The organism is Mycobacterium sp. ABE4_509, assembly GCF_056160785.1.
Genome location: NZ_JBSWXU010000045.1, coordinates 20,038 through 34,877, shown reverse-complemented (window position 1 = coordinate 34,877; position 14,840 = coordinate 20,038). Strand labels below are relative to the sequence as shown.

15 protein-coding genes are annotated in these 14,840 nt (G+C 68.6%); 8 read left to right on the top strand and 7 right to left on the bottom strand.

All coding sequences use genetic code 11. The annotated features are described in order from the left end of the window. The 6 genes from ACXAID_RS12350 to ACXAID_RS12325 form a co-directional block, all read right to left on the bottom strand. Window positions 1–404: AMP-binding protein (locus ACXAID_RS12350; protein ID WP_475022503.1), on the bottom strand; the 404-nt coding region annotated here is incomplete at its 3' end. After that, window positions 397–1,974 (bottom strand): class I adenylate-forming enzyme family protein, encoded by a 1,578-nt coding sequence (locus ACXAID_RS12345; RefSeq protein ID WP_475022502.1) that lies wholly within the window; start codon window positions 1,972–1,974, stop codon window positions 397–399. The genes ACXAID_RS12345 and ACXAID_RS12350, both read right to left, overlap by 8 nt. Beyond that, window positions 1,971–3,416, bottom strand: a complete 1,446-nt coding sequence (locus tag ACXAID_RS12340; protein WP_475022501.1) for a class I adenylate-forming enzyme family protein — start codon at window positions 3,414–3,416, stop codon at window positions 1,971–1,973. Before ACXAID_RS12340 ends, ACXAID_RS12345 begins: the two co-directional genes overlap by 4 nt. Further along, the gene (locus ACXAID_RS12335; protein WP_475022500.1) at window positions 3,416–4,207 is read right to left on the bottom strand and encodes an enoyl-CoA hydratase/isomerase family protein; all 792 of its coding nucleotides are present in this window, start codon (window positions 4,205–4,207) and stop codon (window positions 3,416–3,418) included. The genes ACXAID_RS12340 and ACXAID_RS12335 overlap by 1 nt, the downstream gene beginning before the upstream one ends. A 9-nt stretch (window positions 4,208–4,216) precedes the next feature. Then, a complete protein-coding gene (locus ACXAID_RS12330) occupies window positions 4,217–5,032 on the bottom strand; it encodes an enoyl-CoA hydratase/isomerase family protein (RefSeq protein WP_475022499.1) in 816 nt (271 codons plus the stop codon). 14 nt (window positions 5,033–5,046) lie between these two features. Continuing rightward, on the bottom strand, window positions 5,047–5,853 hold the full coding sequence (locus tag ACXAID_RS12325; RefSeq protein ID WP_475022498.1) for an enoyl-CoA hydratase/isomerase family protein: 807 nt from the start codon (window positions 5,851–5,853) through the stop codon (window positions 5,047–5,049). Between the two features lie 105 nt (window positions 5,854–5,958). Here ACXAID_RS12325 and ACXAID_RS12320 point away from each other — a divergent pair, with 105 nt between their 5' ends. The 3 genes from ACXAID_RS12320 (at window position 5,959) to ACXAID_RS12310 (ending at window position 8,918) form a co-directional block, all read left to right on the top strand. Continuing rightward, window positions 5,959–6,762: a FadR/GntR family transcriptional regulator gene (locus ACXAID_RS12320; RefSeq protein ID WP_475022497.1), complete on the top strand. Its 804-nt coding sequence runs from the start codon at window positions 5,959–5,961 to the stop codon at window positions 6,760–6,762. After that, window positions 6,762–7,664 (top strand): enoyl-CoA hydratase/isomerase family protein, encoded by a 903-nt coding sequence (locus tag ACXAID_RS12315; RefSeq protein WP_475022496.1) that lies wholly within the window; start codon window positions 6,762–6,764, stop codon window positions 7,662–7,664. The genes ACXAID_RS12320 and ACXAID_RS12315 overlap by 1 nt, the downstream gene beginning before the upstream one ends. A gap of 78 nt (window positions 7,665–7,742) precedes the next feature. Further along, window positions 7,743–8,918: a thiolase family protein gene (locus ACXAID_RS12310; protein ID WP_475022495.1), complete on the top strand. Its 1,176-nt coding sequence runs from the start codon at window positions 7,743–7,745 to the stop codon at window positions 8,916–8,918. Window positions 8,919–9,028: 110 nt separating this feature from the next. On the opposite strand, the gene ACXAID_RS12305 is transcribed toward ACXAID_RS12310, so the two are convergent. Then, a complete protein-coding gene (locus ACXAID_RS12305) occupies window positions 9,029–9,793 on the bottom strand; it encodes a TetR/AcrR family transcriptional regulator (RefSeq protein ID WP_475022494.1) in 765 nt (254 codons plus the stop codon). Window positions 9,794–10,057: 264 nt separating this feature from the next. Here ACXAID_RS12305 and ACXAID_RS12300 point away from each other — a divergent pair, with 264 nt between their 5' ends. From ACXAID_RS12300 to ACXAID_RS12280, 5 genes are all read left to right on the top strand, one after another. Continuing rightward, window positions 10,058–10,819, top strand: coding sequence for a crotonase/enoyl-CoA hydratase family protein (locus tag ACXAID_RS12300; protein ID WP_475022493.1), 762 nt, complete (start codon window positions 10,058–10,060; stop codon window positions 10,817–10,819). A 19-nt stretch (window positions 10,820–10,838) separates the two neighbouring features. Next, the gene (locus ACXAID_RS12295; protein ID WP_475022492.1) at window positions 10,839–11,636 is read left to right on the top strand and encodes an SDR family NAD(P)-dependent oxidoreductase; all 798 of its coding nucleotides are present in this window, start codon (window positions 10,839–10,841) and stop codon (window positions 11,634–11,636) included. Window positions 11,637–11,656: 20 nt separating this feature from the next. After that, the gene (locus ACXAID_RS12290) at window positions 11,657–12,664 is read left to right on the top strand and encodes a dihydrodipicolinate synthase family protein (protein ID WP_475022491.1); all 1,008 of its coding nucleotides are present in this window, start codon (window positions 11,657–11,659) and stop codon (window positions 12,662–12,664) included. 77 nt (window positions 12,665–12,741) lie between these two features. Beyond that, window positions 12,742–13,596 carry an enoyl-CoA hydratase gene (locus tag ACXAID_RS12285; RefSeq protein ID WP_475022490.1) on the top strand — a complete coding sequence of 285 codons (855 nt, stop codon included), beginning with the start codon at window positions 12,742–12,744 and terminating at the stop codon, window positions 13,594–13,596. After that, window positions 13,593–14,819, top strand: coding sequence for an amidohydrolase family protein (locus ACXAID_RS12280; protein WP_475022489.1), 1,227 nt, complete (start codon window positions 13,593–13,595; stop codon window positions 14,817–14,819). Before ACXAID_RS12285 ends, ACXAID_RS12280 begins: the two co-directional genes overlap by 4 nt. Window positions 14,820–14,840 lie beyond the last annotated feature (21 nt).

Genomic DNA, 14,840 nt, shown 5'->3' with positions numbered 1-14,840 from the left:
GCGGCCGGGTGCACGGTCTGCAGCGCGGGCAGCTCACCGGGTGCCGGCAGCGCGTCGAGGTAGCGCCGCCCGCGGAACTCGTCGACCGCGATCAGGTGCTGCACCGACGCGGTCCGCAGCGCGGCGGTCAGCTCCGGCGGGGTGTAGAGGGTGCTCAACGGGACGAGCACGGCACCGATCCTGCTCAGGGCGAACGCGATCCGGACCCACTGCACCCCGTTGGGCGCCAGCAGTCCGACCCGGCAGCCCTTGCCGATTCCGGCTTCGAGGAACGTGGCGGCCAGTTCGAGGGTCTGGGCGTCCAGCGCTGCATAGCTGATCCGCTCACCGGGGTCGACGACGGCGTCCTTGGTGCCGAACCGCTGGGCCGCTGTACGCAGCAGGGCGTCGACGGTGTCAGTCATCGAACAACCCCCGCAGCGCGGGTAGGTCGACCTTGCCGCTGGAACGCATCGGGATGTCCGCACGCCGGATCGTGGCGATCCGGCGCGGGATCTTGTAGCTCGACAGCCGGGTGCGCAGAGCATCGCGCAGACCCGCGACGGGCTCGCCCTGGTCGGTGGCGACGACGGCGGCCACGAGTTGACCGCGTTCGGGGTCGGGCAGGCCGAGGACATGGACGCTGGCGTCGAGACCGAGGGCAGCGCACACCTCGGTCAGGGCCTTCTCCACCTCGGCCGGTGCGACGTTGGCGCCGGCGGTCTTGATCATCGAGCCGGCCCGCCCGATGAAGTAGAACAGGCCCTCGTCGTCGCGGCGCACGAGATCTCCGGTGTGGAACCAGCCGTCGGCGTCGAAGCAGTCCTCCCGGCGCCAGCCGTGATAGCCCTGCATCAGATAGGGGCCGCGGATCAACAGCTCACCGCTGGTGGACTCGGCGCCGGTGTCGGGGTCGACGACGCGGGTCTCGAACCCGGGGGCGGGGTAGCCGTAGGAGCCCCGGCGGGACTCGGGTTGGTCGGACTCGTCGCCGCTGATCAGCAGGACGCTGCCGGCCTCGGTCATACCCAGCATGTTGTGGCGCAGCTGTGGGTCCGCCGGACGGGCGTCGGGGGCCATGATCGGGTACAGGTTGCCGCGGCGCATGCTGGACAGGTCGCGTCCGGCGAAGCTCGGGTCCCGGGCCAGGTGGGCGATGCCGGCGGCGAATCCGTTGGTGACGGTGGGCTTCTCGGCTTCGATCAGATCGAGCGTCACCGCCGCATCGGTGGCGTTGGAGCAGATCAGCGTGGCCCCGGCGACCATCGTCGCCAGCAGACCGAACGCGAACCCGCCGATCCAGAAGAACGGTGAGTTGCAGAACAGGCGGTCCTCGGCTGCGAGTCGCCGGATCGCGTTGAGGTTGTGCTGATGGGCCAGCAGCGCGCCGTGGGTGTGCACGACGCCCTTGGGGGTGCTGGTGGAGCCGGAGGTGTAGATCACCGCCAGCACATCGCATTCGTCGACGTCGTCCTGCAGCGCGGTCACAACGCCGTCGTCGTGGTCGTCGTCGTGCGGTTCGGTCGCGGGCAGGTCGTCGGCGAACAGGATGTGGCGCAGCGCGGGTGCGGCGGCGCTCCAGATCGGGCCCGGCGCCGGGGCCACGTCGCCCAGCGCCTCACCGAGCCGCTGCACGTAGTCGTGCGAACGATACGAGCGGGTCGCCAGCAGCACCGAGACGTCGCTGTCGGCGAGCTGGTCACGCAGCTCGGGTGCGGTGCTGAAGGTGGAGAACGGCACCACCACCGCTCCGATCCGGCCGGCCGCGAGCAGCGCGACGACGAACTGCGATCCGTTGGGAAACAGCAGACCGACATGCGTGCCCTTGCCCACGCCGAGGGCGACCAGCCGGGCAGCCAACGCCGACGAGCGGGCGGCGGCCCGGGCGTAGCTGAGGCGGTCGTCGTCGCAGACGAGCAGTTCCCTGTCGCCCAGCCCGGACCGGGCCCGCAGCAGCGCGGGCAGCGTGAGCTCGGACAGCCGCGTGCCGGTCATACCCGGGCGAAGTGTGACCGCACGGCCGTCAGATCGGGCTTGCCCGAAGGGGTCCGGGGTATCGAGTCGACGACGACGATCTCGGTGGGGATCTCGTAGCGGGCCAGCCGGGCGCCCAGGAAGGCCAGCAGATCGTCGACGCCGGCCGAGGAGCCGGCACGCAACTCGACCAGCGCCACCGGCGTCTCGCCGAGGCGGGAGTCGGGGCGGCCGACCACCGCGGCGCCGGCCACCGCGGGATGGTGCTCCAGAGCGGCCCGCACGTCGTCGGGCATCACCTTGAAGCCGCCGCGGATGATCGCCTGATCGGACCGGCCGAGAATCCACAGGAAGCCGTCGGCATCGATGCGGGCGAGGTCGGTGGTGCGCATCCAGTCGGCGGCCGGCCCCAGTTGCGCGGGGATCACCTCCAGCAACCCGGCCTCGTCTGGCCCGAGCGGTACGCCGGTGTCCGCGTCGACGACCCGCAGCTGGGCGCCGGGGTTGGCCCTGCCGACGCTGCCCCGCTTGTCTTTCCAGTACTTCCGGTGATCGGCGAGGGTCCACCCGGCCACCCCGCCGCCGAACTCCGTGGCCGCATAGGACGTGAGCACCGGGATGCCGAACTTCTCGGTGAACGCGTCGGCGTCGTCGGCCGACAGCGGTGCGGTTCCGGACGTGACCGCGCTGACCCCGGCGAGGTCGTCGCGGGTCAGCTCCGAGTGCAGCACCATGCGCAGCGCGGTGGGCACCAGCGACACCGCTCGCGGGCGGTGTTCGCGCACCGCGCGCACCCACCGGTCGAGGTCGAAGCGGCGCAGCAGCACGAACGGCCGGGCTTCGGCGATGCACAGCAGCACCCGGAAGACGCCGCCGACGTGCACGAGCGGCGAATTGACGATCGCCACCCCGCGCCGCACCTCGGTCGGGGCCGCGGCATCGTCAGGGTCAGCGCCGATGACGCTGCGGGCCAACATGTCATAGGTCAGATCGACCCGCTTGGGCGGGCCGGTGGTGCCGCTGGTCAGCATCCACACCGCCACACCCGGCCTACCCGGGTCGTCGGATGGCGTGCCGTCCGCGACCTCGGGCGCGGTGTCCAGATCGCTGATCGCGATCGTGGTGGTGGTTTCGGGGGCCAGCGCGGCCAAGTCGTCGGCGCGGCCGATGAGCACCGGCAGCCGCAGCGCCTCGATGTCCGAGCGGGTCCGCTCGTCGCCGCGCGCCGGGTTGATGACCACGACGGTGCCACCGGCGAGCAGGACGCCCAGCAGCGCAGCCACGTGCGCGGGTTCGTTGCGCAGCATGATCCCGGCCCGGCCTTCACCGGTCAGCGCCGCGATCCGGCGGGCCAGGCCTGCCACCTGTCCGAAGGTGTGCCAGGCGCCGTCGAACTCGATCGCGTGCGCGGTCGGGTCGAGGTCGAGCACGGCGTCGATACGTCGGGACAGCGGGTGGCGCATCAGCGGATCCGCGGCGCGGTCTTCGGGATGGCGCGCTGCGCCAGTTCGGCTTTGGCGATCGGGTTCCCCAGCCGCGTGTAGATCAGCCCCTGGTCCATCGCCGCCCGGTAGGGCTTGTCCAGTGACTCCCAGATCGCCTTGACCGTGCCCTGGGTGGCGGTCGGCGGTTTGGCGGCGATGTCGACCGCGATCTCGTGGGCACGCGCTGCGAGCTGATCATCGGCGACGACCTCGGTGACCAGGCCGATGCGCAGCGCGGTCTGTGCGCAGACCCGTTCGTCGTTGCCCATCAACGCCATTCGCAGCGTGTCACCGAGGCCGATGCGGCGCATCAGCCCGACCGGTTCCAGTGCCGACACCAGCCCGGCGCTGACGTGGGAGTCGAAGAACGTCGCACTCTGCGAGCAGATCACCACGTCGGCCTCGTTGACGAAGTACAACGCCCCCGCGGTGCACATGCCCTGCACCGCGCAGATCACCGGTTTCCACATCTTCTGCCACTTCGGGCTGAGCAGCTCGCCGGGGTCTTCGTGGTTCCACACGATGTCGGGTTGACCGTAGCTGGATTTGACGTCCAGCCCCGCCGAGAACGCACGCTCGCCCGCGGCGCGCAGCACCACGGCGTTGATCTGCTCGTCGGCCTTGATCAGGTGCCAGACCTGCCGCATCTCCTCGCACATCCGGCGGTTGAACGAGTTCAGCGCCTCGGGGCGGTTGAGGGTCACGGTCGCGACCCGGGAGTCGTGATCGCGGTCGAGCAGGACGGTTTCGTAGTCTTCTGAGTCGCTCATCGCCGAGCCCTACCGGCACTGCCAGTTCGGGGTCCGCTTCTCCACGAATGCCAGCGGCCCCTCCTGGGCGTCCTCGGTGCGCACCACCCGCTCGCGGAACGTCTCGGCGAGGATCTCGCCCTCCAGCAGCGGCAGATCCAGCGTCTTGTGGATGGCCAGCCGGGTGCCGCGCACCGCCAGCGGAGCGTTGGAGTTGACGATGTCGGCGATCTCGTGGGCCCGCTCCAGCAGCCGGTCGTGCTCGACCACCTCGGTGATCATCCCGAGTTCGTAGGCGCGCTGCGCGTTCATCCGTTCGTGCTTGCCCATCAGCGCCATCCGCAGCGCCACCGAGCGGGGTAGTGCACGCGCCAGCCGCACCATCTCCCTGGCGGCCACCAGGCCGATGCTGACGTGGGGGTCGAAGAACGTCGCTTTGTCCGAGGCGATCACGATGTCGCCGGTGGTCACCCAATCTAGGCCGGCGCCGCAACAGATGCCGTTGATGGCCGCCAGCACCGGTTTGGCCATCCGGCGAAACGGCGGGGTGCCCTCCTGGGGCGCCTCCCACTGGTCGTAGGTGGACAGATAGGGCCGCTCGTAGATGACCTTGCCGTCCTCGGGGATCTCCTTGACGTCGGCGCCGGTGCAGAACGCCCGGCCGTTGCCGGTCACGATCATCAACCAGATGTCGTCGTCGCCCTCGGCTTCGTCGTAGGCGGCCCGCAGTTCGGCGATCATGTGCGGCGACAACGCGTTGAGCGCCTCCGGGCGATTCAGCGTGATCGTCGCGGTGTGCCCCGTCACGTCGTAGGTGATGGTGTCGTAGTTCTCGGGTGTCCCCACGTGGTGTCCTTCGCTCATCTGCCTTGGAAGTCCGGTGTGCGCCGGTCCCGGAATGCGGCCAGACCCTCTTTGAAATCGGCGGTCCGGCAGGTTAGTTCGAGGCTGGCCAGCTCATGGGCCATGGACTGGCTCAAGGTGGCGTGCAAACCGTAGTTGATGGCCTGTTTGGCCAGGCCGATCGCCACCGTGGGGCCCGCGGAGAGGCGCTCGAGCAGCTCGTCGGTCGCCGCGTCGAGCTGGTCGTCGGGGACCGCGTCGTGGATCAGGCCCCACTGTGCGGCATCGGATCCGCCGACCTTCTCGCCCAGCAGCAGCATTCGCTTGGCCCTGCTCACCCCGGCGAGCCGCGGAAGCAGCCATGTCGCACCGGAGTCCGGGCTGAAGCCGCGGTCGATGAAGGGCTCCCACAGGGTGGCGTCGGCGGCGGCCACGGTGAAGTCGGCCGCCAGGGCCAGGTTGGCGCCCAGGCCGACCGCCCAACCGCGCAGCCGGCAGACCACCGGGAGCTGAATGGTGGCGACGAGTTCGACGAGCCGGTTGGCCGTGTGCGGGATCCGCCGGGTGAGGTCGCCGGTCCTGGGCCGGCGGCCGTCGCTGTTGGTGGCCACCCAGTCCGCACCGGCGCAGAAATCGCGGCCGGCTCCGGTCAGGCACACCGCACGCAGCGAATCGTCGGTGGCGGCCTTGGTCATGATCTCGACCAGCTCGTCGACCATGGTGTGGCTCAGCGAATTACGTCTGGACGGGCGGTCGAGCGTGATCCGCAGAACCGCGCCGTCGCGGTCCTGGCGCACCGCGCCCGCGTCGGCGTCGTCAGGCACCGGTTGCCGTCCTCTCCGGGGGAGCAGGCTATACAGATAGCCATACCGTTGGTGCTTCGATTACTATCCTGTACAACTTAGCAAGGAAAGGCCGTCGGCGGAACAGTGTCAGTGCAGCGCATTCGCCAGCCCCGGGTAGCAGAACTCGTGGCATCCAGGCTGCGCGACGACATCCTGACCGGCCGGCTCAAGGAAGGTGACGTCCTGCCGTCGCAGGAGACGCTGTTCGCCGAGTTCGGGGTCAGCCCGCCGGCGGTGCGCGAAGCCGTCCACATCCTGGAATCCGACGGGCTGATCTCGGTGCGGCGCGGCAACGTCGGCGGGGCGGTGGTGCATCTGCCCTCGGCCGAGCGCACCGCGCACATGATCAGCATGGTGCTGCAGACCCGTGCGGCGACACCCGGTGACGTCAGCGAGGCGCTGCTGCATCTGGAGCCGATCTGCGCCGGCCTGTGCGCGACCCGGCCGGACCGCCTGACCGAGGTCGTCCCGTACCTGCAGGCGGCCATCGACGCCCAGGTCGACCAGTTCGACGTGCCGGCGCGCTACGTCCCCAACGCCCGCCGATTCCACGAAGAGATCGTCTCCCGCTGCGGCAACGAGCCGATGATCCTGGTCATCGGCTCGCTGGAACTGATCTGGTCGGCGCATGAGTCCTCGGTGTGGAACGACGAACACCACCCCGGCGATCCGATGAACCCCAAGACGATGCGCGCGGCACTGCGCGACCACCACCGGCTGCTCGACGCGATCGCCGACGGCAACGCCGTGCGAGCGCAACGGCTGGCGGCCGACCATCTGGCCGTCGCCCGGCGCAACACCCTGGCCGCCGGGGCGGACAAGACCATCGAGGCCCGACTGATCACCCACCGAGACGGTGATCCCCAACCACGGAACAGGAACCGCTGATGTCCACCACCGACGACGACCGCGTGCTCTTCGAGGTCGACCGCGACACCCGCATCGCGACGATCACGCTCAACAACCCGGCCCAGCGCAATTCCTACGACGCCTCGATGCGCGATCTGCTGGCCCGCTACCTCGACGAGGTGGCCGACGACGACGACCTCACCGTGGTGCTGTTGCGTGGCGCCGGCGGGGTGTTCAGCACCGGGGCGGACATGAACAACGCCTATGGGTGGTACGGCTCCAAGGACGGCGGCGAGGCCGCCGAGTCCCGGCGCAAGTCGCGGCCCAGCCAGCGCCGCCGGCTCACGGTGGACCGCAAGTCGTTCGGCTTCTATCACAATCTGATGGGCTTCCCGAAGGTCACCGTCGGTGAGATCAACGGCTACGCGCTGGGCGGCGGGTTCGAGATGGCGCTGATGACCGACATCGCGGTGATCGGGCGCACCACCAAGATCGGCATGCCGGCCACCCGCTTCCTCGGCCCGGCCCTGGGCAGCCTGCACATGTTCTTCCACCGGCTGGGCCCGGTGCTGTGCCGGCGCCTGCTGCTCACCGGCGACATCATCACCGCCGCCGAGATCGAACACCTCGGGGTCTTCACCGACACCTGCGACGCGGCCGCGGTGCCGGCACGGGCCCGCTACTGGGCCGAGAAGGCGGCCAAGATGCCGGCCGACGGCGTCGTCATCGCCAAGGAGGCGTTCCGGCTCGTCGAGCAGAGCCAGGCCTATCAGGGCGAAGAGGTGGCCAGCTACCTGTTCCACGCCTACGGCACCAATCTGCAGTTCGCGCCGGGGGAGTTCAACTTCGTCAAGACCCGCGCCGAGCACGGCACCAAGGAGGCCTTCCGGCTGCGTGACGAGCACTTCTTCGTCCCCGAACCCGCGCCCGAATCGGAGTGAGCTGTCTCACGCTACTGGCGGCGCTACACTATCTGTTAGTTTTGTAACGTTAGATTCCGCTGAAACCGAGGTCGAGATATGCCCACACCCGTCATCGTCGGTGCTGCCCGGACGGCCATCGGCCGGTCTTTCAAGGGCGCCCTGGTGAACACTCCGCCCGAGACCCTGATCACCACGGTACTGCCTGAGGTGGTCCGGCGTTCGGGCGTCGACCCCGCCGATATCGACGACATCATCTTCGCCGAATCCCATTACGGCGGTGGTGATCTCGCCCGCTATGCAGCCGATGCCACGGGCCTGTCGCATGTGCCCGGCCAGTCCGTCAACCGCCATTGTGCGGGCAGTCTGACCGCGATCGGCAACGCCTCGGCCCAGATCGGGTCCGGGATGGAGCGGGTGCTGATCGCCGGCGGCGTGCAGTCGCTGTCGATGACCCCGCTGGTCAACTGGCGCATCCCCGGTCCGGAGCTGAAGTTCGAAGAGAAGTGGATGCCGCCCACCCACGTCGAGACCCCGGACGCGCCGACCCGCGATATGTCGATCACCGTGGGCTGGAACACCGCGCAGTCCTACGGCATCAGCCGCGAGGAGATGGACGCCTGGGCCGCCCGGTCGCACCAGCGCGCGATCGCGGCGATGGACGCGGGCAAGTTCCTCGACGAGATCGTGCCGCTGAAGGTCACCCAGTTCGACGGATCGGTCGTCGACTTCAGCGTCGACGAGCATCCGCGCCGGGACACCACCGTGGAGAAGCTGGCCGGCCTGAAGGTGCTGCACCCCGAGATCGAGGGCTTCTCGATCACCGCCGGCAACGCCAGCGGCACCAATGACGCCGCGGCCGGCGTCGCCGTGGTGGAGTCCGACTACGCCGCGACCCACGGACTGAACGTGATGGCCACCGTCAAGGCGTGGGGCGCGGCCGGTGTGCCGCCGCGCGACACCGGGCTGGGTGCGGTGAAGGTCATCGGCAAGGTGCTCGACCGGGCCGGCCTGAAGCCCTCCGACATCGCGCTGTGGGAGATCAACGAGGCGTTCGCCTCGGTGCCGGTCGCGGCCTGCAAGGAGTACGGCCTCGACGAGGAGCTGGTGAACTTCTCCGGCAGCGGGTGCAGCCTGGGCCACCCGATCGCCGCGTCCGGGGCCCGGATGGTCACCACCCTGATCTACGAGCTGCAGCGCCGCGGGGGCGGCATCGGCATGGCGGCCATGTGCGCCGGCGGCGGCCAGGGCGGCGCCGTCATCGTCGAGGTCTGATCTTTCGTCGAAACGGCATTCCGGCAGCGAAAGTCCGAGAGCGGACGTGCTGGAATGCCGTTTCGGCGCGTTCGGGGCCGGATGCGTTCGGGCCGGTGGCGCGCGCCGGGTCAGGTGCGTGCGGTGACCTTGCCGCGGGTGCGGGCCGCCGAACTCTTCGCGGCCTTGCGGGCCGGCTTGGCATTCGCCTCGAGCAGCCTGCCGGCATGGTCGAGGATGCATTCGAGCCCGAATTCGAAGTTGCGGTCGTCCGAGGCGCGCAGATGGTGCCCCGTCTGGATGATGGTCGCCAGCAGCGGTGTGCTGTCCGGGTCGACCGACTCGTCGATCTCGCCGGGACTGTCCTCGGCGGCGAGGTTCTTCTCGCGCAGCCGTTGCAGCACCACCGAACCCCGCACGTGCACCGACATCGCGGAGTAGGTGTCGAAGGCCTGCTCGGGTGAGAGCCCGGCCTCGACGAGGCTGTTGATCGCCTTCTCCACCTCCTGCACGCCCAGTTGGGCCGCCCGCGGGCTCAGCGCCGAGCGGATCAGGATCAGATCGCACAGGATCGGGTTGCCGTTGAAGGTCTCGCGCATCGAACGCGCGTGGTTGGCCAGCGTCTCGCGCCAGTCCTTGGCCTCGACGTACGGGGTGGCGAAGGCGTACTGGCGCAGCGCCCGGTCGGTCATCGCGTTGAGCAGATCGTCCTTCTTGCGGAAGTACCAGTAGATGCTGGTGACCCCGACACCCAGATGCTTGCCGAGCAACGGCATGCTCAGGTTGTCGATGCCGACCTGCTCGGCGAGTTCGAACGCGCCTTTGATGATGTCGTCGGGATTGATGGAACCGCGCTCACGCCGCTGGCGTTTCTGCGCGGTCACCTGCTTGGCCACTGAGGGCACCTCCGTCACTCGATTGCTGCGCGCACGACTCCCAGGGGTGGGATGGTTGTCCTGAATGAGTCAACAGCGAGTATCCTGAACTGCGCCTTTGCGTCCATGTCGCTGCGTCGCCGTGTCCGCGACCTTACCGGCAGGCATCGGATCGGGAACGGCCACCTGTGATCCACTCTATTACTGTAAGTCCTATAGTAAGCTTTTCCAGCGATACCGGGCGATATCCTGCCCGCCCAGCGTGGTGCAGGCGAAAGGGGCACAGTGTCAGACGAGGTTCTGGTCGAACGCCAGGGACGGACCCTGATCATCACGATCAACAGGCCGGAGGCCCGCAACGCCTTCAATCTCGCGGTGGCCCAGGGCCTGGCCGACGCGATGGACGAACTCGACGACACGCCCGAGCTGTCGGTGGCCGTCATCACCGGCGCGGGCGGCAACTTCTGCGCGGGCATGGACCTCAAGGCGTTCATGGCCGGTGAGGTGCCCGCGATCGAAGGCCGCGGCATCGGCTTCACCGAACGGCCCCCGCGCAAGCCGCTGATCGCCGCCGTCGAGGGGTACGCGCTGGCCGGCGGCACCGAGATCGTGCTGGCCACCGACCTGATCGTGGCGGCCAAGAACGCGAAGTTCGGAATCCCCGAGGTCAAGCGGGGACTGGTCGCGGCCGGCGGCGGTTTGTTGCGGCTGCAGAAGCGGATCCCGTACCAGAAGGCGCTCGAACTGGCCCTGACCGGCGAGAGCTTCACCGCCGAGGAGGCCGCCGGGTGGGGCTTCGTCAACAAGCTGACCGAGCCGGGTGAGGCACTGGCCGGTGCGCTGGAACTGGCCGAGCGGATCACCGCCAACGGTCCGCTCGCGGTCGCGGTGACCAAAGAGGTCATGACCAAGTCGGCGGACTGGACCGAAGCCGAGATGTGGAAGAAGCAGGGCGAGCTGGTCTTCCCGGTGTTCTCGTCCAAGGACGCAATGGAAGGCGCCACCGCCTTCGCCGAGAAGCGCAAGCCGAACTGGACCGGCACCTGATCCAGGCGGGCGGACTCCGATGGACCTGGGCTTGCGCGATGCCACGGCGGTCGTCGTCGGCGGCGGACGTGGCATGGGGCTGGCCGCCGCGCGGTGTTTCGCCGACGACGGAGCCCGGATAGCGCTGGTCGGCCGGACCGGCGAGGTGTTGGACGCCGCCGCGGCGCAGCTGCGCAGCGCAGGCAGCCCCGATGCGGTCGGCGTGGTGGCCGACACCGCCGACGACGACCAGGTTCGGCGCGCCTTCGCCGAGCTCGGTGACCGGTGGGGCGGGGAACTGAACATCCTCGTCAACGCGGTCGGCCCGTCGGTGCGCGGAGCGTTCGACGAGTTGTCCGACGACGACTGGGGCCGGGCTGTCGACGAGGGCGCGATGGGGATGGTGCGCTGCGTGCGCGCGGCCCTGCCGCTGCTGCGCGCCGCGCAGTGGGCACGCATCGTCAACTTCTCGGCCCATTCCACCCAGCGCCAGAGCGAGATCCTGCCGGCCTACACCGCGGCCAAGGCGATGGTCACCAGCATCTCGAAGAACCTCTCGCTGCGGCTGGCCGCCGACGAGATCCTGGTCAACGTGGTCTCGCCGGGCAGTATCGCCTCCGAGGCGCTGGTCGGCTGGGCATCCTCGGTGGGTGTCGACGGCAGCGACCCCTACGCGCTGATGGCCGCGATCGACGAGCACTTCGGCCATCCGGCCCACCTCCCGCGGGCCGGACTGCCCGATGAGATCGGGCCTGTCGTCGCGTTCCTGGCCTCGCGACGCAACTCGTACATGACCGGCGCCAACATCAACGTCGACGGCGGTAGCGACTTCACCTGACGACCTCGAGGGAGCACGTGGTGGCAACAGCGGCAGAAGCCCGTGAATGGGCGCGGGAGGCGTTGCGCGGCATCGGTGATTCGCTCTACACGCCGTTCTGCGGGCCGGACGGCGACGACATCGACTGGGAGGCCTACCGGACCCTGGTGCGATACTGCGTCGGCGAGCTCAACCACCCGATGCTGTGGTGCACCAGCGGGCTCTCGGAGTTCTGGGCGCTGACCCTCGATGAGCGCAAGCGTCTGCTGGAGGTGGCCATCGAGCAGGGGCGGCGGTCGAATCCCGACGTGGTCGTGCAGGCCTGCGCCGCGGCGACCTCGGCCAAGGACTGCCTCGAGCTGACCCGGCACGCCCAGGCGGCCGGGGCCGACATCGTCTACATCCAGACACCCATGATGGAAACTCACGGCGGAGAAGGCGTTCTGCGGTTCTTCCGCTACATCGCCGACCGCACCGACATCGCGCTGGGGATGTTCAACTCGCCGTCGTCGGGCTACGTGCTGACCCCGGCCGAGAGCGCCCGGATCTTTCACGAGATCCCCGCGGTCTGCGCCACCAAGGAGGGCGCGTTCCGGCCCGCGGCAAGCCGTCTGCTGCACCAACTCGCTCCCGGGCTGGCGATCTGGGAATGCGACAAGACCGTGTACCGGGCCGGCTGGCTGCGCGACGGGATCGTCTGTCCCGCGCAGCTGGGGACAGCCGGATATCTGTTCGAAACTCCGCAGCGCCCAATGCTTTCCGAGTACTGGGAGATGATCGTCGACGGCCGGCTGATCGAGGCGATGGACCATGCCCGCGACACCGGGATGGATCAGTTCGAGCTGGACATGGGTTCGTGGTTCACCTGCTATCCGGGCCGGGCCGATTACTTCACCCACTGGGGCGGAGCGTTCAAGTTCGCGGCGTCGGTGCTGGGTCTGCCGATCGGCGACTACCCGCATTCCCGGCCCCCGCAAGCGCAGCTTCCCGACGCCGCGAAGGCCCAGATCCGCAGCGCCTACAAGAACCTCGGACTGGTCGACGGCTGAGCGTCGAACGGCATTGCAGAAGCCGCTACCGATAGGTGTACAGTATGAGCATCGGTCGAGCTTGGGAGGTTCATCGGGTGAGCGCTGTCGAACGCGCCGCAGAGCCTGTCGGCACCGGGGCTGACAGTGCGGTTCGCTACGAGCTGCGCGACAGCGGTGTCGCGGTGCTCACGCTGAACCGCCCCGAACGCCTGAACGCCTGGGGCGGCGGGCTGGCAGGTGCCTTCTACCGCTGCATGGATCGCGCTGAGCGTGATCCCGGCGTCCGGGTGATCGTGATCACCGGAAACGGCCGGGCGTTCTGCGCCGGAGCCGACATGGGGGACCTCGACTCGATCGGCGGGGCCGGTGAGTCCACCGGTGACGCCGACGTCACCCAGCTGGTCGGTGAACGTCACCCGTACTTCGTCACCGGGGTGAACAAGCCGATCATCGCGGCGATCAACGGTGCCTGCGCAGGCATCGGGCTCACCCAGGCGCTGATGTGCGACATCCGCTTCGCCGCGGCGGGCGCGAAGTTCACCACCGCCTTCTCCCGCCGGGGCCTGATCGCCGAGTACGGGATCTCCTGGATCCTTCCCCGCCTGGTCGGCTGGGGCACCGCCCTGGACCTGCTGCTGAGCGGGCGGACCTTCTACGCCGAGGAGGCCCACGAACTCGGACTGGTCAAAGAGGTGGTCCCGGCCGCCGAACTGATGGCCCGCACCCTGGACTACGCCGAGGACATGGCCCGCAACTGCGCGCCGAGCGCGCTGGCCGTGATCAAGCGGCAGGTCTACGACGACGCGCTGCGCGACATGGTCGCCACCAGCGCCCAGGCCGAAAAGCTGATGCACGAATCGATGCAACGTCCCGATTTCATCGAGGGCATCACCGCGTTCTTCGAGAAACGCCAGCCGAACTTCCCGCCCCTGGAGGAGGAAAAGCCATGACCGAGCAGCAGGTGCAACGCCTGGACTATCGCGCCATCGACGTCGACAACCACTACTACGAGCCACTCGACGCGCTGACCCGACACCTACCCAAGGAATTCCGCAGCCGTGGCGTCCAGATGGTGCAGGACGGCAAACGAACGCTGGCTGTCTTCGGCGGCGTAGTCAACCACTTCATCCCCAACCCGACATTCGACCCGATCATCGAGCCGGGCTGTCTGGATCTGCTGTTCCGTGGCGAGATTCCCGAAGGTGTGGATCCGGCCTCGTTGATGAAGGTGGACCGGCTCGGCGATCATCCCGAGTACCAGAACCGCGATGCCCGGGTGCAGATCCTGGACAAGCAGAACCTCGAAACGGTGTTCATGCTGCCCACGTTCGCCTGCGGGGTCGAAGAGGGGCTCAAGCACGACATCGAGGCGACCATGGCCTCGGTGCATGCCTTCAATCTTTGGCTCGACGAGGACTGGGGATTCGACCGGCCCGACCATCGGATCCTCAGTGCCCCGATCATCTCGCTGGCCGACCCGCAGCAGGCGGTCGAGGAGGTCGAGTTCGTCAGGAGCCGAGGGGCGAAACTGGTGTGTGTGCGTCCCGCGCCGGTGCCCGGCGCGGTGCGGCCGCGCTCGTTGGGCGACCCGGTCCACGATCCGGTGTGGGCGCGGCTGGCCGAAGCGGGCATACCGGTCGTCTTCCACCTGTCCGACTCCGGGTACATGGCGATACCGGCGCTGTGGGGCGGCAGCGGCGTGTTCAAGGGATTCGGCAGGCGTGATCCACTCGACATGGTGATCATGGATGATCGCGCCATCCACGACACCATCGCCTCGATGATCGTGCACCAGGTCTTCACCCGGCACCCCAAGCTCAAGGTCGCCAGCATCGAGAACGGGTCGTATTTCGTCTACCGACTGGTCAAGCGGCTCAAGAAGTCCGCCAACAACGCGCCGTATCACTACAAAGAGGACCCGATCGAGCAGCTGCGCAACAATGTGTGGATCGCGCCGTACTACGAGGACGACGTGAAGCTGTTGGCCGAGACGATCGGGGTCGACAAGATCCTCTTCGGTTCCGACTGGCCGCACGGCGAGGGGCTGGCCGATCCGACGTCGTTCACCGCCGACATCCCGCAGTTCCCCGAGTTCAGCCACGAGGACACCCGAAAGGTCATGCGGGACAACGCACTCGGCCTGCTCGGGGTGGACGCGCTGGTCAACGCCTAGAGTACGCGGATCCGAGGAACG

Bases quoted from the DNA above. Each gene is read 5' to 3' on its own strand.
- ACXAID_RS12345 (WP_475022502.1), bottom strand. From the start codon at position 1,974: ATGACCGGCACGCGGCTGTCCGAGCTCACGCTGCCCGCGCTGCTGCGG.
- ACXAID_RS12340 (WP_475022501.1), bottom strand. From the start codon at position 3,416: ATGCGCCACCCGCTGTCCCGACGTATCGACGCCGTGCTCGACCTCGAC.
- ACXAID_RS12335 (WP_475022500.1), bottom strand. From the start codon at position 4,207: ATGAGCGACTCAGAAGACTACGAAACCGTCCTGCTCGACCGCGATCAC.
- ACXAID_RS12315 (WP_475022496.1), top strand. From the start codon at position 6,762: ATGTCCACCACCGACGACGACCGCGTGCTCTTCGAGGTCGACCGCGAC.
- ACXAID_RS12310 (WP_475022495.1), top strand. From the start codon at position 7,743: ATGCCCACACCCGTCATCGTCGGTGCTGCCCGGACGGCCATCGGCCGG.
- ACXAID_RS12295 (WP_475022492.1), top strand. From the start codon at position 10,839: ATGGACCTGGGCTTGCGCGATGCCACGGCGGTCGTCGTCGGCGGCGGA.
- ACXAID_RS12280 (WP_475022489.1), top strand. From the start codon at position 13,593: ATGACCGAGCAGCAGGTGCAACGCCTGGACTATCGCGCCATCGACGTC.